Annotated in this window: 19 protein-coding genes; 13 read left to right on the top strand and 6 right to left on the bottom strand. The window is 70.9% G+C overall.

The window, feature by feature from the left end; genetic code table 11:
• Positions 1–56 precede the first annotated feature (56 nt).
• The 12 genes from uvrA (at position 57) to secG (ending at position 13,941) form a co-directional block, all read left to right on the top strand.
• Positions 57–2,942 carry an excinuclease ABC subunit UvrA gene (gene uvrA, locus BV907_RS04515; RefSeq protein WP_077488659.1) on the top strand — a complete coding sequence of 962 codons (2,886 nt, stop codon included), beginning with the start codon at positions 57–59 and terminating at the stop codon, positions 2,940–2,942.
• 120 nt (positions 2,943–3,062) lie between these two features.
• Positions 3,063–3,776 (top strand): HAD hydrolase-like protein, encoded by a 714-nt coding sequence (locus BV907_RS04510; RefSeq protein WP_245827796.1) that lies wholly within the window; start codon positions 3,063–3,065, stop codon positions 3,774–3,776.
• Complete coding sequence (locus tag BV907_RS04505) at positions 3,770–4,438, top strand: lysophospholipid acyltransferase family protein (protein ID WP_077488534.1); 669 nt, start codon at positions 3,770–3,772, stop codon at positions 4,436–4,438. The genes BV907_RS04510 and BV907_RS04505 overlap by 7 nt, the downstream gene beginning before the upstream one ends.
• Before the next feature lie 40 nt (positions 4,439–4,478).
• Positions 4,479–6,482 carry an excinuclease ABC subunit UvrC gene (uvrC, locus tag BV907_RS04500; RefSeq protein WP_077488533.1) on the top strand — a complete coding sequence of 668 codons (2,004 nt, stop codon included), beginning with the start codon at positions 4,479–4,481 and terminating at the stop codon, positions 6,480–6,482.
• Positions 6,483–6,496: 14 nt separating this feature from the next.
• Positions 6,497–7,417, top strand: coding sequence for an RNase adapter RapZ (gene rapZ, locus BV907_RS04495; protein ID WP_077488532.1), 921 nt, complete (start codon positions 6,497–6,499; stop codon positions 7,415–7,417).
• Positions 7,414–8,439, top strand: a complete 1,026-nt coding sequence (locus tag BV907_RS04490) for a gluconeogenesis factor YvcK family protein (protein ID WP_077488531.1) — start codon at positions 7,414–7,416, stop codon at positions 8,437–8,439. The genes rapZ and BV907_RS04490 overlap by 4 nt, the downstream gene beginning before the upstream one ends.
• A gap of 49 nt (positions 8,440–8,488) precedes the next feature.
• Positions 8,489–9,469 (top strand): DNA-binding protein WhiA, encoded by a 981-nt coding sequence (gene whiA, locus BV907_RS04485; RefSeq protein ID WP_077488530.1) that lies wholly within the window; start codon positions 8,489–8,491, stop codon positions 9,467–9,469.
• Positions 9,470–9,558: 89 nt separating this feature from the next.
• A complete protein-coding gene (locus BV907_RS04480) occupies positions 9,559–10,194 on the top strand; it encodes a superoxide dismutase (protein ID WP_077488529.1) in 636 nt (211 codons plus the stop codon).
• A 234-nt stretch (positions 10,195–10,428) separates the two neighbouring features.
• Positions 10,429–11,433 (top strand): type I glyceraldehyde-3-phosphate dehydrogenase, encoded by a 1,005-nt coding sequence (gene gap, locus BV907_RS04475; protein ID WP_077488528.1) that lies wholly within the window; start codon positions 10,429–10,431, stop codon positions 11,431–11,433.
• Positions 11,434–11,471: 38 nt separating this feature from the next.
• The gene (locus BV907_RS04470; RefSeq protein ID WP_077488527.1) at positions 11,472–12,716 is read left to right on the top strand and encodes a phosphoglycerate kinase; all 1,245 of its coding nucleotides are present in this window, start codon (positions 11,472–11,474) and stop codon (positions 12,714–12,716) included.
• 97 nt (positions 12,717–12,813) lie between these two features.
• Positions 12,814–13,626, top strand: coding sequence for a triose-phosphate isomerase (tpiA, locus tag BV907_RS04465; RefSeq protein ID WP_077488526.1), 813 nt, complete (start codon positions 12,814–12,816; stop codon positions 13,624–13,626).
• Positions 13,627–13,683: 57 nt separating this feature from the next.
• Positions 13,684–13,941 carry a preprotein translocase subunit SecG gene (secG, locus tag BV907_RS04460; RefSeq protein WP_077488525.1) on the top strand — a complete coding sequence of 86 codons (258 nt, stop codon included), beginning with the start codon at positions 13,684–13,686 and terminating at the stop codon, positions 13,939–13,941.
• 96 nt (positions 13,942–14,037) lie between these two features.
• On the opposite strand, the gene pgl is transcribed toward secG, so the two are convergent.
• The 6 genes from pgl to tkt are packed head-to-tail and all read right to left on the bottom strand — an operon-like array spanning position 14,038 to position 22,235.
• Complete coding sequence (gene pgl / locus BV907_RS04455; RefSeq protein ID WP_077488524.1) at positions 14,038–14,856, bottom strand: 6-phosphogluconolactonase; 819 nt, start codon at positions 14,854–14,856, stop codon at positions 14,038–14,040.
• On the bottom strand, positions 14,846–15,787 hold the full coding sequence (locus BV907_RS04450) for a glucose-6-phosphate dehydrogenase assembly protein OpcA (RefSeq protein WP_077488523.1): 942 nt from the start codon (positions 15,785–15,787) through the stop codon (positions 14,846–14,848). Before BV907_RS04450 ends, pgl begins: the two co-directional genes overlap by 11 nt.
• Positions 15,784–17,337, bottom strand: a complete 1,554-nt coding sequence (gene zwf, locus BV907_RS04445) for a glucose-6-phosphate dehydrogenase (protein ID WP_077488522.1) — start codon at positions 17,335–17,337, stop codon at positions 15,784–15,786. Before zwf ends, BV907_RS04450 begins: the two co-directional genes overlap by 4 nt.
• 19 nt (positions 17,338–17,356) lie before the next feature.
• Positions 17,357–18,967 (bottom strand): glucose-6-phosphate isomerase, encoded by a 1,611-nt coding sequence (locus BV907_RS04440; RefSeq protein ID WP_077488521.1) that lies wholly within the window; start codon positions 18,965–18,967, stop codon positions 17,357–17,359.
• A 2-nt stretch (positions 18,968–18,969) separates the two neighbouring features.
• Entirely contained in the window at positions 18,970–20,094 is a 1,125-nt protein-coding gene (gene tal / locus BV907_RS04435) for a transaldolase (protein WP_077488520.1), read from the bottom strand.
• Positions 20,095–20,138: 44 nt separating this feature from the next.
• A complete protein-coding gene (gene tkt, locus BV907_RS04430; RefSeq protein WP_077488519.1) occupies positions 20,139–22,235 on the bottom strand; it encodes a transketolase in 2,097 nt (698 codons plus the stop codon).
• 536 nt (positions 22,236–22,771) lie between these two features.
• On the opposite strand from tkt, the gene BV907_RS04425 reads away from it, so the two are divergent.
• Positions 22,772–23,722 carry a heme o synthase gene (locus tag BV907_RS04425; protein WP_077488518.1) on the top strand — a complete coding sequence of 317 codons (951 nt, stop codon included), beginning with the start codon at positions 22,772–22,774 and terminating at the stop codon, positions 23,720–23,722.
• Positions 23,723–23,729: the final 7 nt, after the last annotated feature.

The following is a 23,729-nucleotide window of genomic DNA, read 5'->3' as shown; positions in this document are numbered from 1 at the left end:
CGACGCTCAACGATGCCCCCTCGCCCCAGGCCTCCGCGTCCGCGTCCCCGCGCGTCCTGTCCGGCGCCACCGGCGGGCCGGCGCACCACAGTGACCTGACCCGGATCGTCGTCAAGGGCGCCCGCGAGCACAACCTGCGCAACGTGGACCTGGACCTGCCCCGCGACGCGATGATCGTCTTCACGGGCCTCTCCGGCTCGGGCAAGTCATCGCTCGCCTTCGACACGATCTTCGCCGAGGGCCAGCGGCGCTACGTCGAGTCTCTCTCCGCCTACGCGCGCCAGTTCCTGGGCCAAGTGGACAAGCCTGACGTCGACTTCATCGAGGGCCTCTCGCCTGCCGTCTCGATCGACCAGAAGTCCACGAGCAAGAACCCGCGCTCGACCGTCGGCACGATCACCGAGATCTACGACTACATGCGTCTCCTCTGGGCCCGCGTCGGGCGCCCGCACTGCCCGATCTGCCACGAGCCCGTCACGAGGCAGACCCCGCAGCAGATCGTCGACCAGCTGCTCGAGCTCCCCGACGGGACCCGCTTCCAGCTTCTCGCGCCCGTCGTGCGCGGGCGCAAGGGCGAGTTCGTCGACCTCTTCAAGGAGCTCGCGGCGAAGGGCTACGCGCGCGCCCGCGTCGACGGCGAGCTCATCCAGCTCTCCGAGCCGCCCAAGCTCGGCAAGCAGTACAAGCACACGATCGAGGTCGTCGTCGACCGCCTCGTGGTCAAGGAGGGCATCCGCCAGCGCCTCGCGGACTCGGTCGAGACTGCGCTCGGGCTCGCAGAGGGCCGGGTCCTCGCCGATTTCGTGGACCTCGAGGCGGACGACGACGGCCGCGTGCGCGCGTTCTCCGAGAATCTCGCGTGCCCCAACGAGCACCCGCTCGCGATCGACGAGATCGAGCCGCGCTCGTTCTCCTTCAACAACCCCTTCGGCGCGTGCCCCGCGTGCACGGGCATCGGCACGAAGCTCGAGGTGGACGAGGAGCTCGTCGTCCCGGACCCCGCGCTCTCGCTCGCCGAGGGCGCCATTGCGCCCTGGTCCCTCGGCGCCGCGACGCAGGAATACTGGACCCGCCTGCTCGAGGGCCTCGCCGACGACCTCGGCTTCTCGGTGAACACCGCGTGGCACAGCCTCCCGCAGTATGCGCGGGACGCGGTGCTCTACGGCAAGGACCACAAGGTCGTCGTGCAGTACCGCAACCGGTTCGGCCGCGAGCGCAAGTACAGCACGGGCTTCGAGGGCGCCGTCCAGTACATCCAGCGCAAGCATCTCGAGACGGAGTCGGACTTCGCCCGGGACCGCTACGAGGAGTACATGCGCGAGATCCCGTGCCCCGAGTGCGGCGGCGCGCGGCTCAACCCGGCGTCCCTGTCCGTGCTCGTGGGCGGGAAGTCGATCGCCGAGACCTCGCGGCTCCCGCTCCGCGAGGCCCGGGACTTCCTCGCGACGCTCGACCTCACGGCGCGGGAGGAGCAGATCGCGCACCAGGTGCTCAAGGAGATCGACGCGCGCCTGACGTTCCTGCTCGACGTTGGCCTCGAGTACCTCAACCTCGAGCGCTCCGCCGGAACCCTCTCGGGCGGCGAGGCGCAGCGCATCCGGCTCGCGACGCAGATCGGCTCAGGTCTCGTGGGCGTGCTGTATGTCCTCGACGAGCCGAGCATCGGCCTGCACCAGCGGGACAACCGCCGGCTGATCGAAACGCTCACTCGCCTGCGCGACCTCGGCAACACGCTCATCGTCGTCGAGCACGACGAGGACACGATCCACGAGTCGGACTGGATCGTCGACATCGGCCCGGGCGCTGGCGAGCACGGCGGCGAGGTCGTGTACTCGGGCCCGCTCGAGGGGCTCAAGGAGAGCCGCCGGTCCATCACAGGCGACTATCTCGCCGGCCGCCGCAGGATCGAGATCCCGGCCAAGCGCCGGAAGGTCGACAAGACCCGCCAGCTCAAGGTCGTCGGCGCGCGCGAGCACAACCTCCAGACGGTCGACGCGACCTTCCCGCTCGGCGTGCTGACCGCCGTGACGGGCGTGAGCGGCTCGGGCAAGTCCACCCTCGTGAACGACATCCTCTACAAGGTCCTCGCGAACAAGCTCAACAATGCCAAGCAGGTGGCCGGCCGGCACACGCGCATCGAGGGGCTCGAGCACCTCGACAAGGTCATCCACGTGGACCAGAGCCCCATCGGCCGCACGCCGCGGTCGAACCCGGCGACGTACACGGGCGTGTTCGACCACATCCGCAAGCTGTTCGCGGAGACGAACGAGGCCAAGGTCCGCGGCTATCAGCCCGGCCGCTTCTCGTTCAACGTCAAGGGCGGCCGCTGCGAGGCCTGCAGTGGCGACGGCACGCTCAAGATCGAGATGAACTTCCTCCCGGACGTCTACGTCCCGTGCGAGGTGTGCCACGGCGCGCGGTACAACCGCGAGACGCTCGAGGTCCACTACAAGGGCAAGACGATTGCCGACGTGCTCAACATGCCCATTGAGGAGGCCGCGGAGTTCTTCGCCGCGTTCACGCCGATCGCGAGGCACCTGCGCACGCTCAACGACGTCGGCCTCGGGTACGTGCGCCTGGGTCAGCCGGCGACGACGCTCTCGGGCGGCGAGGCCCAGCGCGTCAAGCTGGCCGCCGAGCTGCAGAAGCGCTCGAACGGCCGCAGCGTCTACGTCCTCGACGAGCCGACGACCGGACTGCACTTCGAGGACATCCGCAAGCTCCTGGGCGTGCTGCAGTCGCTCGTCGACAAGGGCAACACGGTGATCACGATCGAGCACAACCTCGACGTGATCAAGAGCGCCGACTGGGTCCTCGACCTCGGCCCCGACGGTGGCTCCGGCGGCGGCCGCATCATCGCCACGGGCACCCCCGAACAGGTCTCCCGCGCCGACGGGAGCCACACGGGAGTGTTCCTCGCGGAAGTCCTCGGCAAGGCCTGAGCATCGGGAAAACGCCGGGATGAACGCCGCGGCATGGACCCTGCACGCCCTCTGCGGGGCTCCATGCCCGCGTATTCATACGAGTTTCTGGCACTGAAGACGATATGGGAGACTGTCCCGGTGACAGACAGCCCCGAACTCGTGATCTTCGATCTGGACGGAACCCTCGTCGACCCAGCAGGAAGCATCACGGGCGGCATCGCGCATGCCCTCGCGGCACACGGTCTTCCGGTACCGGACGGGGCAACGCTCTCGAGCATGGTCGGCCCGCCCCTCGTCGAGTCCCTCCGCCGCCTCGCCGAGGTGCCCGCCGAGGCGATCCCCGCCGTCGTCCACTCCTACCGCCAGCGGTACATCTCCCATGGCATGGCGGAGAGCCGCCCCTACTCCGGCATCCCCGAGCTGCTCGAGCGGCTGCGCGGGCGCGGGCTGCGCCTCACGGTCGCGACGCAGAAGCCCGAGTCCCTCGCCAAGCGCCTGCTCGCGGCGCATGGGCTCGACCGGCACTTCCACAGCATCCACGGCGCGCCCGACGACGAGACGCTGCCGCCTGCCCCGGACGGCAAGACCGGGATCGTCCGCGCCGCCCTCGCCACCAACCACGGGCGTCCGGACGCGGCGGTCATGGTCGGCGACCGGCGCCACGACGCGGCCGGTGCCGCCGCCAACGGCGTGGCCTGCATCGGCGTCCTGTGGGGCTTCGCCCCCGAGGGAGAGTTCGCCGCGCTGGATCTGGCCGCCGTCGTCGGGACCGCCGACGAGCTCGAGGAAGCCATCCTGGCGGCCCTCGACGTGGGCCGCGCCGCATCGGCGCAGGAGGCCGCCGCATGGTGATCTACTCCCTCACGCGCCACAGCATCCGCGCCGCGATCGCGGGCTTCTGCCGCCCCACCGTGACCGGGCTCGAGAACGTCCCGAAGGACGGCCCGGTCATCGTGGCCTCGAACCACCTCTCGTTCCTCGACTCGGTCATCATCCAGGCGCTCATGCCCCGCGGCGTCGCGTTCTTCGCCAAGGCCGAGTACTTCAACGGCACGGGCGTCAAGGGAAAGCTCATGAAGGCCTTCTTCGAGGGCGTCGGGTCGATCCCGGTCGAGCGCGGGGAACAGGCCGCGAGCGTGGCGGCGCTCAAGACCCTCCTGGACCTCCTCGACGAGGGCCGCGGGATAGGCATTTACCCCGAGGGCACGCGATCGCGGGACGGACTCCTGTACCGCGGCCGGACGGGCGTCGGCTGGCTCGCCCTCACGACCGGCGCGCCCGTCGTCCCGGTCGGCCTCAAGGGCACCGAGAAGCTCCAGCCGGCGGACAGGAACACCATCGTCCCGCGGCACTTCGAGATGGTGGTGGGGGAGCCGCTGTACTTCGGGAAGACGGGTCCGGACCACTCGCTGCCGGCGCGCCGCGAGGCGACGGACCGGATCATGGACGCCATCGCGGCCCTGAGCGGGCAGGGCCGGGCGCCCGGCTACAATAAGCCGCCCGCCCAGGAGTAAGCGCCGCGCGGCGAGCCCCACCCCTGTCTAGACTGGACTAGTGGCAGATCCATCGAGCTACCGGCCGAAGACGGGGGAGATCCCCGCGGATCCCGGTGTCTACAGGTTCCGCGACCCGCACGGCCGCGTTATCTACGTCGGCAAGGCCAAGAGCCTCCGGCAGCGCCTGAACTCGTACTTTGCCAACCCCGCCACGCTCCTGCCCAAGACCTACGCGATGGTCCATGCGGCCGCGAGCGTCGAGTGGACCATCGTCGGCAGCGAGCTCGAGGCGCTCCAGCTCGAGTACACGTGGATCAAGGAGTTCGCTCCGCGGTACAACCTCGCCTTCCGCGACGACAAGACGTACCCCTACCTCGCCGTGTCGATGGGGGAGAAGTACCCCCGCGTGCAGGTGCTGCGCGGGGAGCGCCGCAAGGGTACGCGCTACTTCGGCCCGTACACAGCCGGCGCCATCCGGGAGACCATGGACACGCTCCTGCGCGTCTTCCCCGTGCGCTCGTGCAGCGCCGGCGTCCTGCGGCGCGCCGAGCAGAGCGGCCGCCCGTGCCTCCTGGGCTACATCGACAAGTGCTCGGCTCCCTGCGTCGGACGCGTCACGCCCGAGGAGCACCGCCGGCTCGCCGAGGACTTCTGCGCGTTCATGGGCGGCGAGGCCAAACGCTTCATCGGCGGTCTCGAGAAGCGCATGGCCGCGGCCGTCGCCGAGCTCGACTACGAGACCGCCGCCAAGCTGCGCGATGACATCATCGCGATGCGCAAGGTGTTCGAGCGCAACGCCGTCGTGCTCGCCGAGGACACCGACGCGGACGTCTTCGCCGTCGAGGAGGACGAGCTCGAGGCCGCCGTGCAGGTGTTCCACGTCCGCGGCGGCAGGATCCGCGGCCAGCGCGGCTGGGTCGTCGAGAAGGTCGAGGACACGACGCCCGCTGGGCTCGTCACGCACCTCCTCGCCCAGGTCTACGGCGAGCAGTCCGAGACGGACGGCCGGCTCCCGCGCGAGGTGCTCGTGCCGGTTCTCCCGGAGGACGCCGAGCAGCTCACCGCGTGGCTCTCCGCGCTCCGCGGAGCGCGCGTGACCCTGCGCGTCCCGCAGCGCGGGGACAAGGCCGCGCTGCTCGAGACGGTGCACGAGAACGCCGTCCAGGCCCTGCGCCTGCACAAGAGCCGCCGCGCCGGCGACATCACGACCCGCTCGCTCGCCCTCCAGGAACTCCAGGAGGCGCTCGAGCTGCCCGAGGCGCCCCTGCGCATCGAGTGCTTCGACATCTCCCACGTCCAGGGCACGAATGTCGTCGGATCCATGGTCGTCGTCGAGGACGGGCTCGCGAAGAAGAGCGAGTACCGCCGCTTCTCGGTCACGGGAGACGCGGCCCGCGACGACACCGCCGCGATGCACGACGTCCTCACGCGCCGGTTCCGCAGCTACCTCGCCGACAGGGAGCTTCCGGTCGATGAGAGGGGCAAGTTCGCCTACCCGCCGAACCTCGTCGTCGTCGATGGCGGCCAGCCCCAGGTCACGGCGGCCGTGCGCGCCCTCGCCGAGCTCGGCATCGGCGAGGAGGTGCGCGTCATCGGCCTCGCGAAGAGGCTCGAGGAGGTCTGGCTGCCCGAGGGCGACTTCCCCGTGATCCTCCCGCGTGCGTCGCAGGGCCTGTACCTGCTCCAGCGGATCCGCGACGAGGCCCACCGCTTCGCGATCACATTCCACCGGCAGAAGCGCGGCAAGTCGATGACGGCCTCGCTCCTGGACGAGATCCCGGGGCTCGGGCCCGCCCGCAAGAAGGCGCTCCTCGCGCACTTCGGCTCGCTCAAGCGGCTCAGGGCCGCGAGCCTGGCCGAGCTCGCCGAGGCACCCGGAGTCGGGCCAGCCCTCGCTGGCGCCATCCACGCGCGCTTCCACGGCCTCGGGACGGCGGGCCTCGGCACTGCGGGAGACGGCGGGCTCCCCGACCTGCCGGGGGGCGCCGATGCCGCCGGTGAGCCGGCTGGGGAGACGGTCCCCGCCATCAACTACAGCACCGGCGAAATCCTCGACTCTTAGCTAGGCTGGGGCCCATGAGCGAGACGAGCGCGGCGGACGCGAGCCCAGACACCCTGACCCCCGTCAAACCCACCGCGTCGGAGCTTCTCATCGTCACCGGGATGTCCGGAGCGGGCCGGAGCACGGCGGCCAACGCCCTCGAGGACCACGGCTGGTACGTCGTGGAGAACCTGCCGCCCCAGCTACTCGGTACGCTGTCCGAGCTCGTGGGCCACGCTTCGGCGAAGATCCCCAAGCTCGCGGTCGTCATGGACGTGCGCAGCAAGGGCCTCGACGCGGACATCCGCGGCGCCCTCACCCAGCTCGCGGCGAGCGGCGCGGAGTACCGGGTCCTCTTCCTCGACTCGAGCGACGAGGTCCTCATCCGCCGCTTCGAACAGGGCCGCCGCCCACATCCGCTGCAGGCTGGCGGGCGCATCTCCGACGGCATCGCCGCGGAACGCACGCTGCTCGCGGAGCTCAAGGAGAGCGCGACCCTCGTCCTCGACACCTCCGACTTCAACGTGCACGGGCTCGCGACGGCCATCACGGAGCTGTTCTCCGAGAAGGGCCCGGTCACGCTGCGCCTGAACATCATGAGCTTCGGCTTCAAGTACGGGCTGCCGGCGGACGCCAACTACGTCGCCGACGTGCGCTTCCTCCCGAACCCGCACTGGGTCCCGCAGCTGCGCCCGCACACGGGCCTCGACCCGGACGTGAGCGACTACGTCCTCGTGGCCAACGGCGCCCAGGACTTCGTGGACCGCTACGTCCACGCCCTCGAGCCCGTCCTCTCCGGCTACCGGCGCGAGAACAAGCACTACGCGACCATCGCCGTCGGCTGCACGGGCGGCAAGCACCGCTCCGTGGCGATCGTGGAGGAGCTCGGCAAGCGGTTCGCCCAGCAGCCGCGCGTGACCGTGACCACGTCGCACCGGGATCTGGGCCGGGAGTGAGCGCCCTGTTCACCGGCCAGCTCCCGCTCGTCCGTCCTGGTGCTGGCACGAACGGGGGCGTGCCCAAGGGACCCTCCGTCGTCGCCCTCGGCGGCGGCCACGGCCTCGCCGGCTCGCTCTCCGCCCTGCGCCTCCTCACGACGGAGCTCACCGCCGTCGTCACCGTCGCGGACGACGGCGGCTCCTCCGGGCGCCTGCGCCGCGACTTCGGCGTCGTCCCCCCGGGCGACCTGCGGATGGCCCTCGCCGCCCTGTGCGACGACACCGATTGGGGCCGCACGTGGCGCGACGTCATGCAGCACCGCTTCCGCTCCCCGGCCGGGACGAGCGGCCTCGACAACCACGCGATGGGGAACCTGCTCATCGTGACCCTCGCGGAGCTCCTGGGCGACATCGTGGCGGGCCTGCGGTGGGCCGGTGCGCTCCTCGGTGCCCGGGGCCAGGTCCTGCCGATGTCGCGCGTGCCCCTCATGATCGAGGGCGACGTGCTCGTCTCCGGCCCGCACGGCGGCGGGGACCGGCTCGAGACGATCCGCGGCCAGGCCGCGTGCGCCGTCGCCGGCCGGCTCGAGGACGTGCGCCTCGTGCCCGACGACGCCCCCGCGTGCCCCGAGGCGCTCAGCGCGATCGAGCTCGCCGACTGGGTCATCCTGGGCCCCGGCTCCTGGTACACGTCCGTGCTCCCGCACCTGACCCTGCCCGAGATGCGCCAGGCCCTGTGCGACACCCCCGCGCGTCGGTGCCTGACGATGAACCTCGCTGTGGACACGAAGGAGACGTCCGGCATGACCGCCGCGGACCACCTCCGCGTCATCCAGCGCGCCGCCCCCGAGTTCAGCGTCGACGCCATCATCGCCGACGTCACCTCGGTCCGCGACCGCGACGAGTTCGTACGCGTCGCCGCCGAGCTCGGGGCCGAGGTCCACTTCGGTAGAGTAAGGTCTTCCGGCCATCGGCCGGTCCACGATGCGCTCCGCCTCGCCGGGGCGTACCACGAGATCTTCAACGGCGGCGGGCGATGAGCCGCGCAGGCTCCGCGCCGCCGCGCGCATCCGAGCAGGAGGGCACACCATGGCACTGACCCAGGGCGTCAAGGACGAGCTGTCGCGGCTGGGCGTCAAGAAGTCCTCCGAGCGCAAGGCCGAAGTCTCGGCGATCCTGCGGTTCGCGGGTGGCCTGCACATCATCTCCGGCCGCATCGTCATCGAGGCCGAGGTGGACCTCGCCTCGACCGCCCGACGGCTGCGCGCGGCCATCCATGAGGTCTACGGGCACCAGAGCGAGATCATCGTCGTCTCGGGCGGGGGCCTGCGCAAGGGCAGCCGCTACGTCGTGCGCGTGGTGCGCGACGGGGAAGCCCTCGCGCGGCAGACCGGACTGCTCGACAACCGCGGGCGCCCCGTGCGCGGGCTGCCGTCGGTCGTCGTCAACGGCTCGGCCGCGGACGCCGAGGCCGTGTGGCGCGGCGCGTTCCTCGCCCACGGCTCGCTCACGGAGCCCGGGCGCTCGAGCTCGCTCGAGGTCACGTGCCCCGGCCCCGAGGCCGCCCTCGCGCTCGTCGGCGCCGCCCGCCGGCTCGGCATCGCCGCGAAGGCGAGGGAAGTGCGGGGGGTGGACCGCGTCGTCGTGCGCGACGGCGACGCGATCGCCGCGCTGCTGACCCGCATGGGCGCGCACGACGCGCTCATGGCGTGGGAGGAGCGGCGCATGCGCAAGGAGGTGCGGGCGACGGCGAATCGGCTCGCGAACTTCGACGACGCGAACCTCCGCCGCTCCGCGCAGGCCGCCGTGGCAGCGGGCGCCCGGGTGGAGCGCGCGCTCGAGATCCTCGGGGACGACGTGCCCGAGCACCTGCGCTACGCGGGCGAACTGCGCGTCGCGCACAAGCAGGCGAGCCTCGACGAGCTCGGTCGGCTCGCCGACCCGCCGCTGACCAAGGACGCGATCGCCGGCCGGATCCGCCGGCTCCTGGCGATGGCGGACAAGAAGGCCGCCGAGACCGGAATCCCCGGCACCGAGGCCAACGTTACGCCCGACATGCTCGACGGCTGACCGCCGTCGACGGGCATGCCCCCGGATCTGCATAGGATGGAGCAGTCATCAGCCCGTGCTTCATGGGACGTGGCGCGGGAAACCAACCGATGGAGGATGTTGTGACCTACGTACTGCCTGAGCTTCCGTACGACTACGCGGCGCTCGAGCCGCACATCTCGGCCCGGATCATGGAGCTGCACCACAGCAAGCACCACGCCGCCTACGTCGCGGGTGCCAACACGGCGCTCGAGAAGCTCGCCGAGGCCCGCGAGGCTGGCGACTTCGCCAACGTCACCCGCCTGAGCAAGGACCTCGCGTTCCACCTCGGTGGCCACACCAACCACTCGATCTTCTGGAACAACCTCTCCCCGGAGGGCGGCGACAAGCCCGAGGGCGAGCTCGCCGCGGCGATCGACGACGCGTTCGGCTCCTTCGACAAGTTCGTCGCGCACTTCAGCGCGGCGGCGACGAGCCTCCAGGGCTCCGGCTGGGCGATCCTCGCCTACGAGCCCCTCGGTGGCAACGTCGTCATCGAGCAGCTCTACGACCAGCAGGGCAACGTCCCCGTCGGCACGATCCCGCTGCTCATGCTGGACATGTGGGAGCACGCCTTCTACCTCGACTATGTCAACGTCAAGGCGGACTACGTCAAGGCGTTCTGGAACATCGTGAACTGGGCCGACGTCTCCAAGCGCCTCGAGTCCGCGCGCCAGGGCGCTGGGAGCCTCATCACCGTCTCCTGAGATTCGCGTCACATTCTGTGACATTCGGTGCGAAAGGGTCCGTCTGTTCCGAGACGGGCCCTTTCCCCGTAGGATGGTGGGCGGAAAGGCCGCGCAGGCCTTTCAGCCATGGACAATGGAGACTCGGGCTGTGGGCCTTTCCTCGTGCAAATCTCTGCCCAACGATGTGCGGACCGTCTAACAGTTCGAGCAGTCTCCTGGGTGCTCGACTGAGCATCAAGGAGATCGACCAGAGTGACCACTCGTATTGGCATCAACGGCTTCGGCCGCATCGGCCGCAACTTCTTCCGTGCCGCCCTCTCCCAGGGCGCGGACCTCGAGATCGTGGCGGTCAACGACCTCACGAGCCCCGAGACCCTGGCTCACCTGCTCAAGTACGACTCCGTGACCGGTCGCCTCGCCGAGTCCGTGGAGGCCCGCGACGGCGCCATCGTCGTCGGCGGCAAGGAGATCAAGGTCCTCGCCGAGCGCGACCCCGCGAACCTCCCGTGGCAGGACCTCGGCGTCGACATCGTCGTCGAGTCCACCGGATTCTTCACCAAGGCCGCGGACGCCAAGAAGCACATCGACGCGGGCGCGAAGAAGGTCATCATCTCCGCGCCGGCCACCGACGAGGACATCACGATCGTCATGGGCGTGAACGACTCGCTCTATGACGCGTCCGCGCACAACATCATCTCGAACGCCTCCTGCACCACCAACTGCCTCGGCCCGCTGGCCAAGGTCATCAACGACGCGTTCGGCATCGAGCGCGGCCTCATGACCACGGTGCACGCCTACACGGCGGACCAGAACCTCCAGGACGGCCCGCACAAGGACCTCCGCCGCGCCCGCGCCGCAGCGCTGAACATGGTCCCGACCTCCACGGGCGCCGCGAAGGCCATCGGCCTGGTCCTGCCGGAGCTCAAGGGCAAGCTCGACGGCTACGCGATCCGCGTCCCGGTCCCGACGGGCTCCGCGACCGACCTCACCGTGACTCTCTCGCGCGAGGTCACCAAGGAGGAAGTCAACGCCGCGGTCAAGGCCGCCGCCGAGCAGGAGCTCAAGGGCATCCTCGCCTACACCGAGGACCCGATCGTCTCCTCGGACATCGTGACGGACCCGGCCTCCTCGATCTTCGACGCCGGCCTGACCAAGGTCATCGGCAACCAGGTCAAGGTCGTCTCGTGGTACGACAACGAGTGGGGCTACTCGAACCGCCTCGTGGACCTCACCGAGCTGGTCGCCTCCAAGCTCTGAGTCCCGTAACGTTCCGGGAACTCAGATAGCCTGACCTCATGACTGCACACACTCTCGACGAGCTGCTCGCCGATGGTGTCCGCGGGCGGCGCGTTCTGGTCCGGTCGGACCTGAACGTGCCGCTCGACGGGTCCACCGTCACTGATGACGGCCGCGTCCGCGCCTCCCTCCCCGTGATCCAGAAGCTGGCCGAGGCCGGCGCCCGGGTCATCGTCATGGCCCACCTCGGCCGCCCCAAGGGCGCGCCCGAGCCCAAGTACTCGATCAAGCCAGCCGCCGACCGCCTCGCCGACCTGGCCGGGGCCGCCGGCATCACGGTGCAGCGCGCCGAGGACACCGTCGGCGAGAGCGCCCAGGGCCTCGCCGCGGGGCTCGAGGACGGTCAGGTCCTGGTCCTCGAGAACGTCCGCTTCGACGCCCGTGAGACGAGCAAGGACGACGCCGAGCGTGCCGCGTTCGCGCGCGAGCTCGCCGCCCTGACGGGGGAGCGCGGCGCCTACGTGGACGACGCGTTCGGCGCCGTGCACCGCAAGCACGCATCGGTGTTCGATATTGCGCAGATCCTTCCCGCGTACCTCGGGGAGCTCGTCCGCGCAGAGGTCGAGGTGCTGCGCCGTCTCACCGACGGCGCGGACCGTCCTTACGTCGTCGTCCTCGGCGGCTCGAAGGTCTCCGACAAGCTCGCGGTGATCGACAACCTCATCGGCAAGGCGGACAAGCTCCTCGTGGGCGGCGGCATGCTGTTCACCTTCCTCGCCGCGAACGGTCACAAGGTCGGCTCGAGCCTCCTCGAGCAGGACCAGATCGGCACCGTCCAGGACTACCTCGAGCGCGCGACGGCGGCGGGCACGGAGTTCGTGCTGCCCACCGACGTCGTGGTCGCCTCCGGCTTCGCCGCGGACGCCCAGCACGAGGTCGCCGCCGCGGACAAGATCGAGGACACGGCCTTCGGCGCCTCCGGCATCGGCCTCGACATCGGGCCCGAGACCGCCGAGGCGTTCGCACGCGAGATCGCCGGCGCGAAGACCGTCTTCTGGAACGGCCCCATGGGCGTCTTCGAGTTCCCGGCCTTCGCGGCGGGCACGAAGGCCGTCGCGCAGGGTCTGGCGGACGCCACGGGCAGCGGCGCGCTGACCGTCGTCGGCGGCGGCGACTCCGCGGCCGCGGTCCGCACGCTCGGCTTCGAGGACGGCCAGTTCGGCCACATCTCGACCGGTGGCGGCGCGAGCCTCGAGTACCTCGAGGGCAAGGAGCTCCCGGGCCTCACGGCCCTCGGCGCCTAGCCACCGCGTTTTTCATCACGGCCGGGCGTGCCGGGCGCACCCAGTGCGCCCCCCGCGCCCGGCCGTTCCCCTGATCCCACGACTCCCAGGAGGCACCGTGACCAGCTCGACCAACGGCACGTTCGACCGCACCCCGCTCATCGCGGGCAACTGGAAGATGAACATGGACCACGTCCAGGCCATCACCCTGCTCCAGAAGCTCGCCTGGACACTCGACGACGCCAAGCACGACTTCTCGCGCGTCGAGGTCGCGGTCTTCCCGCCGTTCACCGACCTGCGCGGCGTCCAGACCCTCGTTGCGGGCGACGACCTCCCCGTCGCGTACGGCGGCCAGGACCTCTCGCAGTTCGACTCTGGTGCCTACACCGGTGACATCAGCGGCGCGTTCCTGGCAAAGCTCGGCTGCCGCTACGTCCTCGTGGGGCACTCCGAGCGCCGCGAGGTCCACGGCGAGACCGACGAGGTCCTCAACGCCAAGACCAAGGCGGCGTTCAAGCACGGCCTCGTCCCGGTCCTGTGCGTCGGCGAGGGCCTCGAGATCCGCCAGGCTGGCACCCACGTGGAGCACACGCTCGCGCAGCTCCGCGCCGACGTCGAGGGCCTCACCGCCGAGCAGGCCGCCCAGCTCGTCGTCGCCTACGAGCCGGTCTGGGCGATCGGCACCGGCGAGGTCGCCGGCCCCGAGGACGCGCAGGAGATGTGCGCGGCCATCCGGGCCGAGCTCGCCCAGATCTTCGGCGCCGAGGCGGCGGCAGGCACGCGCCTCCTCTACGGCGGCTCCGTCAAGGCGGCCAACGCCGCGGCAATCCTCTCGGAGGCGGACGTCGACGGCGTGCTCGTGGGCGGCGCGAGCCTCGATCCGGCCGAGTTTGCTAGCATTGTCAGGTTCGAGAGCCACGCGGCGGCCTAGCCAGCGCCCGCACCGACGGCGAGAACCGACCCCTGCGAGAAAGGCCGGAGCACCCACGTGGAAGTCCTGACGATCATCCTGCAGATCCTGCTCGGCATCACGAGTCTCCTGCTGACGCTCCTGATCCTGATGCACAAGGGCCGCGGCGGCGGCCTCTCCGACATGTTCGGCGGTGGCATGTCCTCGGGACTCGCCTCCTCCGGCGTCGCCGAGCGCAACCTCAACCGCTTCACCATCATCCTCGGCCTCACGTGGGGCATCGTGATCATCGCCCTGGGCCTGATCATGCGCCTCACGAGCGTCGGCGATTCCTGACGCAGCGTTCCGGGCGCCAGCCGGGAACGCACCAAAGGGGCGGGAGCAGCGAATGCTGCTCCCGCCCCTTTTTCGTCTGCCTGGAACGTCCGGCCTTCAGGCCGAGGCGGGCTCCTTGCGCACGAGCTCCTGCGGGACCTTCGCGGCGGCCGCCGCGTCGATGAGCCAGAGCGTGCGCGAGCGCCCGCGGGCGCCCGAGGCGGGCACCTGGACCGGCCCGGCTCCTGCGAGCGCGAGACCCACGGCGCCGGCCTTGTCCTCGCCAGCGACGAGCATCCACACCTCGTCGGCCGACTTGATCGCCGGCAGCGTCAGGGAGATCCGCGACGGCGGCGGCTTGGGCGCGTTCTCGACGCCGACGACGATCCGCTCGGACTCGCGGATCCCGGCCATCTCGGGGAAGAGCGAGGCGATGTGCGCGTCTGGGCCGACGCCGAGGAGCAGGACGTCGAACCGGGGGAGCCTGCCGGGCACGTCCGGCCGGCTGTCCGAGTAGTCCTCGGAGTGCTCGCGGGCGGCCTCCTCGGCGAGGCGGCGCTCATAGTCCGCCGCGGCCTCGTCCGCCGTCGCGAACTCGTCCGCTGCCCCCGGCACGTGCACCCGGTCGGGATCGAAGGGGAGCCGGTCGAGGAGCGCCTCGGCCGCCTGCAGGCTGTTGCGGTCCGGCGAGCCGGGCTCGACGAAGCGCTCGTCGCCCCACCACACGTTGACCTTGGACCAGTTGACCGCGCGGCACGCGGGCGATTCCGCCACGGCGCGGAGGGTGCCGATGCCCATCGAGCCACCGGTGAGGACGACCGTGGCCTCCCCGTACTTGTCCTGCAGGTCCACGAGCTTCGTGATGAGCCGGGCCGCGATGGCCGCGAGCAGGACCGACGAGTCTGGATGGATGCTCACACGGGGATCAGCGCTCACTCGGCTGCACACTCCTCAGGTTGGTGCGCGGCAGCCCGGACGCGAGGACCTCGCCGAAGACCTCGTCCGCGTCGAGCCGCCGCAGTTCTTCGGACAGGCAGTCTTGCAGACTGCGGCGGGGCAGGGCAATGCGCTGGTTGGGCTGGTCCGGCTGCGTGAGCTCCGCGACCGTGAGGCCTGGGCGGTAGAGCTGGATGTCGCCCGTGGCCCGATGAAGGCGCACGCGCCGGATCCCGGTTCCGGCCGGGTCCGCCACGATCGTGACCGGCGCGTCGAACGCGAGCGTGAGCCACGAGGCGAGCAGGACCGTGCTGGGGGAGTCCGAGGCCCCTTCGACGGTGACGCCGGTGACCGGGCTGCCGTCGGCCTGGTCCAGCGCGGCCGCGAGCTGGATGCGCCAGTTGGTCAGGCGCGTCCAGGCGAGGTCCGTGTCCCCGGCCTGGTAGGTCTCCCGCAGGCGGTACAGGGCCGACGTGGGGTCGGGCTCGTTGCCGGAGTCGGTGATCCGCCGGTGGGCGATGCGGCCGATCGACGTGTCGCCCGCGTCCTTCGGAGCCCCGTGCGGCCACCAGGCCACGATCGGCGCGTCCGGCAGGAGCAGGGCGGCCACGAGCGACTCGGACTCCTCGGCCAGGCGGCCGTAGCCGCGCAGGACGATGACCTCGGAGGCGCCCGCGTCGCCGCCCACCCGGATCTGCCCGTCGATCCGGTCCGCGGAGTCGCGGCCCGAGTCGACGAGCACGATGATGCGGCACGGGTGCTCGCGGCTGGCCTCGTTGGCGGCCTCGATGGCCTCCTCCTCGTAGCCGTGCTTCGTGATGACGACGAGCGTCAGCACCCGGCCGAGGGCCACGACGCCGCCGCGGTGGCGCATGTTCGTGATCTCCTTGGAGATCTTCGACGTGGTCGTGTTGGGCAGGTCGATGATCATGGCCGCCTCCAGGAACGTCCGTCACGGGCCAGGAGCTCGTCGGCCGACGCCGGCCCCCAGCTGCCCGGCGCGTAGGGCTCGGGCTGGGCGCCCGTGCTGGCCCAGTACTCCTCGAACGGGTCGAGGATCTTCCACGAGAGTTCGACCTCCTCGTGGCGCGGGAAGAGCGGCGGCTCGCCGAGCAGGACGTCGAGGATGAGACGCTCGTAGGCCTCGGGGGAGGACTCGGTGAACGAGTGCCCATAGCCGAAGTCCATGCTCACGTCCCGGACTTCCATCTGGGTGCCGGGGACCTTGGAGCCGAAGCGGATCGTCGCGCCCTCATCCGGCTGGACGCGGATGACGACCGCGTTCTGGCCGAACTCCTGCTCGTGCTGGTCGAGGAACAGCAGGTTCGGCGCCCTCTTGAACACGACGGCGATCTCGGTCACGCGCCGGCCGAGCCGCTTGCCCGCCCGCAGGTAGAACGGGACACCGGACCAGCGGCGCGTGTTGATGTCGACCCGGATGGCCGCGTACGTCTCGGTCGTCGAGTCGGCGGGGATGCCCTCCTCCTCGAGGTAGCCCTGCACGAGCTCGCCGCCCTGCCAGCCGCCCGCGAACTGGCCGCGCGCGGAATGCGTCGAGAGGTCCTCAGGCAGCTTGACGGCCGCGAGCACCTTCTCCTTCTCGGCGCGCAGGTCGTCGGCGTTGAAGGAGATCGGCTCCTCCATCGCCGTGAGCGCGAGGAGCTGGAGCAGGTGGTTCTGGATCACGTCGCGGGCGGCGCCGACGCCGTCGTAGTACCCGGCGCGGCCGCCCGTGCCGATGTCCTCGGCCATCGTGATCTGCACGTGGTCCACGTAGTTGGCGTTCCAGAGCGGCTCGAACAGTTGGTTCGCAAACCGCAGCGCGAGGATGTTCTGGACCGTCTCCTTGCCCAGGTAGTGGTCGATGCGGAACACCGCATCCGCCGGGAACACCGACTCGACGATCTCGTTGAGCTGGCGCGCGGACTCGAGGTTGTGCCCGAAGGGCTTCTCGATGACGACGCGGCGCCACTTGCCGTCCTCGGCCTGGGCCAGGCCGTGCTTCGAGAGCTGGCGGCAGACCTGCTCGAACGCCTTCGGCGGGATCGAGAGGTAGAACGCGTGGTTGCCCCGCGTGCCGCGCTTGGCGTCCAGCTCCTCGAGCGTGTCCTTGAGCCGCAGGAAGGCATCGTCCTCGTCGAACGAGCCGCGGACGAACCGCACGCCCTCGCTGAGCTGCGCCCACACCGCCTCATCGAACGGGGTGCGTGCATGGGCCTTGACTGCGGCCTTGACCTCCTCGGCGAAGTCCTCGTGCTCCCAGTCGCGGCGGCCGAACCCGACGAGCGCGAAGCTCGGCGGGAGCAGGCCGCGGTTGGCCAGGTCGTACACGGCTGGCATGAGCTTCTTGCGGGCCAGGTCGCCCGTCACCCCGAAGAGGACGAGCGACGACGGCCCGGCGATGCGATTGAGCCGGCGGTCCCGCGGGTCGCGCAGGGGGTTTGCCGGCCGCTTCGCACCGCCGATGTCGTTCTCAGGCATGGTTGCTTTCTTGTCGGGCCTAGTTGCTGAGCGAGGACACGAGTGCGAGCAGCGCCTCGACGCCGGCCTCGCGGTCGGTCAGGTGAAGCCGCAGCACGGGCCGGCCGTGCTCCGCGAGGACCTGGGCGTCACCCGCGGCCTGGGCGGTGATGAGCTGGCCGAACGTGAACGGGCGCTCCGGGATCTCGACGTCGGCCTTCGCGTCGGCCGTGACCTGGAGGAACACGCCGACGGCGGGGCCGCCCTTGTGGTACTGGCCCGTCGAGTGCAGGAAGCGCGGGCCCCAGCCGAACGTCGTCGGGCGCCCCGTCACGGAGGCGAGCTGGTCGCGCACCGACTCGAGCGACGGGAAGGCGATCCGGTCGAGATAGGCCTGAACGCTGAGGTACCCGTCCGGCCCGAGCTGGGCCAGGAGCGCCTTGACGGCCTCGGCCGCGGTGGACGCGCCGCCGAGCCACTCCCCGCCGCGGACCTCGATCGGGCCGTCGATGAAGGCGGCCGGCGTCGGCTCCGGGCGCGCGTCGAGCAGGCCGCGCGCGGCGACCTTCGCCGCCTCCACGTCCGGCTGGTCGAACGGGTTGATGCCGAGCAGGCGGCCGGCCACGGCCGTGGCGAACTCCCACAGGAGCAGCTGGCTCGCAAGGCCGCCGCCCACGGCGGCCTCGTCGGCGCCCAGGCGCGGCTCGGCGTCGGCCGACACGAGGCGCACGACGAGGACGTCCTCGGCGCCGCCCGAGACCTCGGGGGAGTCGACCGATGCCACGACCGGGAGCACGCCCCGGCCGATCTTGCCCGTCGACTCGGCGATGAGCTGCTCGGCCCAGTCCGCGAAGCCCGTGATGCCCGAGCCGTCCTCGACGATCACGATCTTGTCCCGCAGCGGCGACGTGCCGCCGAGGGCCGCGCCGAGCTGGAGGCCGATGTTGTCCGCGGAGTCCTCGCGCAGGAGCTCGGCGGCCTCCTCGGCCTCATCGAGGAGGGCCTGGATGTCGACGCCGGCCAGGCCCGAGGGCACGAGGCCGAAGGCCGTGAGCGCCGAGTAGCGGCCGCCCACCGACGGGTCGGCGTTGAACACGGCACGGTAGCCGGCCTCGCGGCTGGCCGCGTCGAGCGGCGAACCCGGGTCGGTCACGATGATGATGCGACGCGTCGCGTCGATGCCGGCCGCCGTGAACGCGGCCTCGAAGGCGCGGCGCTGCGAGTCGGTCTCGGCGGTTGAGCCGGACTTCGAGGACACGACGATGGCCGTGGCCTCGAGCCGCTCGTCGAGGGCGGCGCGGACCTGCTCGGGATCGGTCGAATCGAGGACGACGAGCGGCACCCCGGCCGTGGCCGTGATGACCTCGGGGGCGAGCGAGGAGCCGCCCATGCCGCAGAGCACGATCCGGTCGACGCCCTCGCCGCGCAGCTCGTCGCGCAGGGCGAGGATGTCGGCCACGAGCGGCTGGGAGACGGTGGCGGCCTCAATCCAGCCGAGGCGCTTGGCCGACTCCTCCTCCGCCTCCGGGCCCCACAGCGTGTGGTCCTTGGCGAAGATCCGGCTGGCGATGGCGTCGTCGGAGAGGGCAGCGGCGTGCGCCTCGACGGCTGCCCGGGCCGCGCCCGTCGCGTCGAAGGTGAGTGCGCTCATGCTCAGGCCCCCTTGCTGGCGGAGGTCTGGGCGGCGAGGCCGGCCTCGATGTCGCCGAGGAGCTCGTTCCAGGAGGCGACGAACTTGTCCAGGCCCTCGGACTCGAGCACGGCCACGACGTCGTTGTAGTCGATGCCGAGCGCGGCGAGTTTGTCGAGGTGGGCGTTGGCCTGGGCGTAGGCGCCGGTGACGGTGTCGCCGGTGACCTGGGCGTGGTCGAAGGTGGCCTCGAGGGTCTTCTCGGGCATGGTGTTCACGACGCCGGGGGCGACGAGGCCGGTGACGTAGAGGGTGTCGGGCAGGTTCGGGTCCTTGACCCCGGTGGAGGCCCAGAGCGGGCGCTGCGGGCGGGCGCCGGCGTCGGCGAGGAGCCTGAAGCGCTCGGTGGAGAACTCCTCCTCGTACACCTGGTAGGCCAGGCGGGCGTTGGCCAGGCCGGCCTGGCCCTTGAGGGCCTTGGCCGCCTCGGTGCCGATCGCCTCGAGGCGCTTGTCGATCTCGGTGTCGACGCGGGAGACGAAGAACGAGGCCACGGAGTGGATCTGGGACAGGTCGTGGCCGTTGGCCTTGGCCTTCTCGAGGCCGGTGAGGTACGCGTTGATCACGGCGCGGTAGCGCTCGAGGGAGAAGATCAGGGTCACGTTGACACTGATGCCCGCGGCGATGGTCTCGGAGATGGCCTCGAGGCCCTCGAGGGTGGCGGGGATCTTGATGTGCACGTTGTCCCGGCCGACCTTGGTGTGCAGTTTCTTGGCCTCGGCGATGGTCGCGGCGGTGTCCCACGCGAGGCGGGGGTCGACCTCGATCGAGACGCGTCCGTCCACGCCCTGCGTGGCGTCGGCGACGGGGGCGAGGAGGTCGCAGGCGTCGGCGACGTCGGCGGTGGTGATCTCGAAGATCGCGTGCTCGACGTCGGCCCCGGCGGCGGCGAGCCCGGCCAGCTGAGCGTCGTAGCCGTGGGTCTTGGTGATGGCCAGGTGGAAGATCGTCGGGTTCGTGGTCACGCCCACGACGTTCTTCTCCTCGACGAGGGCCTTGAGCGAGCCGTCCGCGAGGCGGGAGCGGGAGAGGTCGTCGAGCCAGATCGACACGCCAGCGTCGGACAGTGCCTGGGTGGGGGTAGTCATGTCAGTCTCCTTGTGAGAGCCAGTGGAACTTCAGGTGGTCGGGGTCAGGCCGCGGCGATGGAGTCCCTCGCGGCGGCCGTGACGGCCTCCGCAGTGATGCCGAACTCGCGGAACAGGGTCTTGTAGTCGGCGGAGGCGCCGTAGTGCTCGAGGCTGATCGTGCGGCCGGCGTCGCCGACGAACTCGGCCCAGCCCAGGGCCAGGCCGGCCTCGACCGAGACCCGGGCCTTCACCGCCGCGGGCAGGACGGACTCGCGGTATGCGGGGTCCTGGGCGCGGAACCACTCGACGCAGGGCATGGACACGACCCGGGCCGCGATCCCCTCGGCGGCCAAGGAGGCGCGGGCCTCGACGGCGAGCTGGACCTCGGAGCCGGTGGCGATCAGGACCACGTCCGGGGTGACGTCGGCCCCGTCGCGCTGGGCCTCGGCCAGGACGTAGGCGCCCCTGGCGGTGCCGGCGGCGTCGCCGAACGCGCCGTCGCCGCGGTCCCAGACGGGCAGGTTCTGCCGGGTCAGGACGATCCCGGCCGGGTTGTCGGTGTTCTCCAGGATGGCCTTCCACGCGTGGGCGGTCTCGTTCGCGTCCGCCGGGCGGACGACGTCCAGGCCCGGGATCGCGCGCAGGGAGGCGAGCTGCTCGACCGGCTGGTGGGTCGGGCCGTCCTCGCCGAGGCCGATCGAGTCGTGCGTCCACACGTAGGTCGAGGGGATGCCCATGAGCGCCGAGAGGCGGATCGCGGGGCGCTGGTAGTCGGAGAAGATCAGGAACGTGCCGGAGAACGCCCGGGTCTTTCCGCCCAGGGTGATGCCGTTGACGATCGACGCGGCGGCGTGCTCGCGGATGCCGAAGTGCAGCACCCGCCCGTAGGGGTTGCCCTTCCACGCCTCGGTCGAGCGGGAGGCCGGGATGAACGAGGGCGAGCCCTCGATCGTGGTGTTGTTCGACTCGGCCAGGTCGGCCGAGCCGCCCCAGAGCTCGGGCAGCACGGGGCCGATCGCGTTCAGGACCTTGCCGGAGGCGGCGCGGGTCGAGACGTCCTTGCCGGCGGGGAACACCGGCAGGGACTTCTCCCACCCGGCGGGCAGCTGGCGGGCCTCGAGGCGCTCGTGCAGGGCGGCGGCCTCCGGGTTCGCGCCCTTCCAGGCGTCGAAGGACTCCTGCCACGCGGCCCGGGCGTCGCGGCCGCGCTCGAGCGCGCCGCGGGTGTGGGCCAGGACCTCGGGGTCGACCTCGAAGGACTTCCCCGCGTCGAAGCCGAGCACGCCCTTGAGCGCGGCGACCTCCTCGGCGCCCAGGGCGGAGCCGTGGATCTTGCCGGTGTTCTGCTTGGTCGGCGCGGGCCAGCCGATGATCGTGCGCAGCGAGATGATCGAGGGGCGCCCGGTCTCGGCCTTGGCCGCGACGAGCGCGTCGTAGAGGGCCTGGATGTCCTCGACGTACTCGCCCGTGGCGGTCCAGTCCACGCGCTGGGTGTGCCAGCCGTAGGCCTCGTAGCGCTTCAGGACGTCCTCGGTGAACGAGACGTCGGTGTCGTCCTCGATCGAGATGTGGTTCTCGTCGTAGACCACCACGAGGTTGCCCAGCTCCTGGTGCCCGGCCAGCGAGGACGCCTCGGCCGTGACGCCCTCCTGCAGGTCGCCGTCCGAGGCGATGACCCACACCGTGTGGTCGAACGGGGACTCCCCGGCCGCCGCCTGCGGGTCGTACAGGCCCCGCTCGCGGCGCTGGGAGTAGGCGAACCCGACCGAGGAGGCCAGGCCCTGGCCCAGCGGGCCCGTGGTGATCTCCACCCCCGCGGTGTGACCGTACTCCGGGTGGCCCGGGGTCAGCGAGCCCCACGTGCGCAGCGCCTGCAGGTCGTCGACCTCGAGCCCGTACCCGGCCAGGAACAGCTGGATGTACAGGGTCAGGGAGGAGTGCCCGGGGGAGAGGATGAACCGGTCACGCCCGATCCACGACGGGTCCGAGGGGTCGTGCCGCATGAGCTTCTGGAACAGCAGGTACGCCGCCGGGGCCAGGCTCATCGCCGTGCCCGGGTGGCCGTTGCCCACCTTCTGCACCGCGTCCGCGGCCAGCACGCGGACCGTGTCCACCGCCTTGCGGTCCAGATCCGTCCAGGTCAGTTCTTGCACATCCACTGCAGGCACGAAACCGAGCCCCTCTCCATTGCTGACGACTGGGCAGGCCTCAGCGAGCCCGCGAATGGTGGGCCTGCGGCAGTCTGCCAGCCGTTCACCATCGAAACGTTGTCTGTGGATGCCCCGAGCCCGCCGGGGTCGAGCCGTGCAGCACTGCGGCGTCCGCAGGCACGCGCCATGTCCTGTTGCAGGTCAGCCTGTAGCAGGGCAGCGGTCCGTGTTGCGGCAGCGGGGCGTCCAGCTCACATACTAGTCACGGGCATGGGGCCGAGGAGAGCCCTTGCCGGAAATTTGTCCCCATATTCCGGAGTGTGAATCACTCCACACGGCCGCCCCCGGTGACCAGTAGGACATCCGCACGATACATCCCCCGCGCACCCCCGCGAGATCTCCCGCGCGCCCGCCCGCGCGGGAGGGCGCGCGGGGGCCGGTATCATGGAGGCGGCACTGTGCGCCCGCCGTCGGGCGGCCGCCGCCAGCAGCTTCGGCAGAGTCGATCCCGACTAGTACCCCGAGTAGAACAGAGTCGCGCACCCGTGAGCACAGCAGACGCCCCCGCCACCGTCCCGTCCAGACCAGCAAAGCCGGGTCTGCGCCGCAAGGTCAAGGCGTACGTCGCACTCACGAAGCCCCGCGTCATCGAGCTGCTGCTCGTGAGCACGCTGCCCACGATGGTCTACGCCGAGCGCGGCTTCCCGTCCCTCGGGCTCATCCTCGCGACCATGGTCGGCGGCGCCTTCGCCGCCGGCAGCGCCGGGGCCTTCAACTGCTACATCGACCGTGACATCGACCGCCTCATGCGCCGCACGGAGAACCGGCCGCTCGTCACGGGCGAGGTGACCCCGCGCGAGGCGCTCGCCTTCGCGTGGCTCCTCGGCATCGCGTCCCTCGCCATCCTGTGGTTCGGCGCCAACCCGCTCTCGAGCGTCCTCGGCGCCGCGGCGATCTTCTTCTACGTCGTGATCTACTCGCTCATCCTCAAGCGCCGCACCGCGCAGAACATCGTGTGGGGCGGCGCCGCCGGCTGCTTCCCCGTGCTCATCGCCTGGGCCGCGGTGACCAACACGCTGGAGTGGCCCGCCGTCATCCTCTTCATGGTCATCTTCCTGTGGACGCCGCCGCACTACTGGCCGCTCTCGATGCGCTACGGCGAGGACTACCGCAACGCCAACGTGCCGATGCTCGGCGCCGTGGCCGGGGCCAAGATCGTGGCCGTCCAGGTCGTCCTGTACGCGTGGGCCATGGTCATCTGCTCGCTCCTCATGGTTCCCCTCGGCGGCGCCGGCTGGGTCTACACGGCGGCCGCGGTGCTCACGGGCGGCTGGTTCCTCTACGAGTCGCACGCCCTCTACGCGCGGGCCCAGCGCGAGGAGATCGAGGACAAGAAGGCCATGAAGGTCTTCCACGGCTCCATCAGCTACCTCACGGTGCTGTTCGTCGCCCTCGCGGTCGACCCGTTCGTGGGCGCGCCGATCATCGCGGGATAGATCGAAG

This window comes from Sinomonas mesophila, from assembly GCF_001999765.1.
GTDB classification, from domain to species: Bacteria; Actinomycetota; Actinomycetes; order Actinomycetales; family Micrococcaceae; genus Sinomonas; species Sinomonas mesophila.
This window is presented reverse-complemented; position numbering and strand designations above follow the sequence as displayed.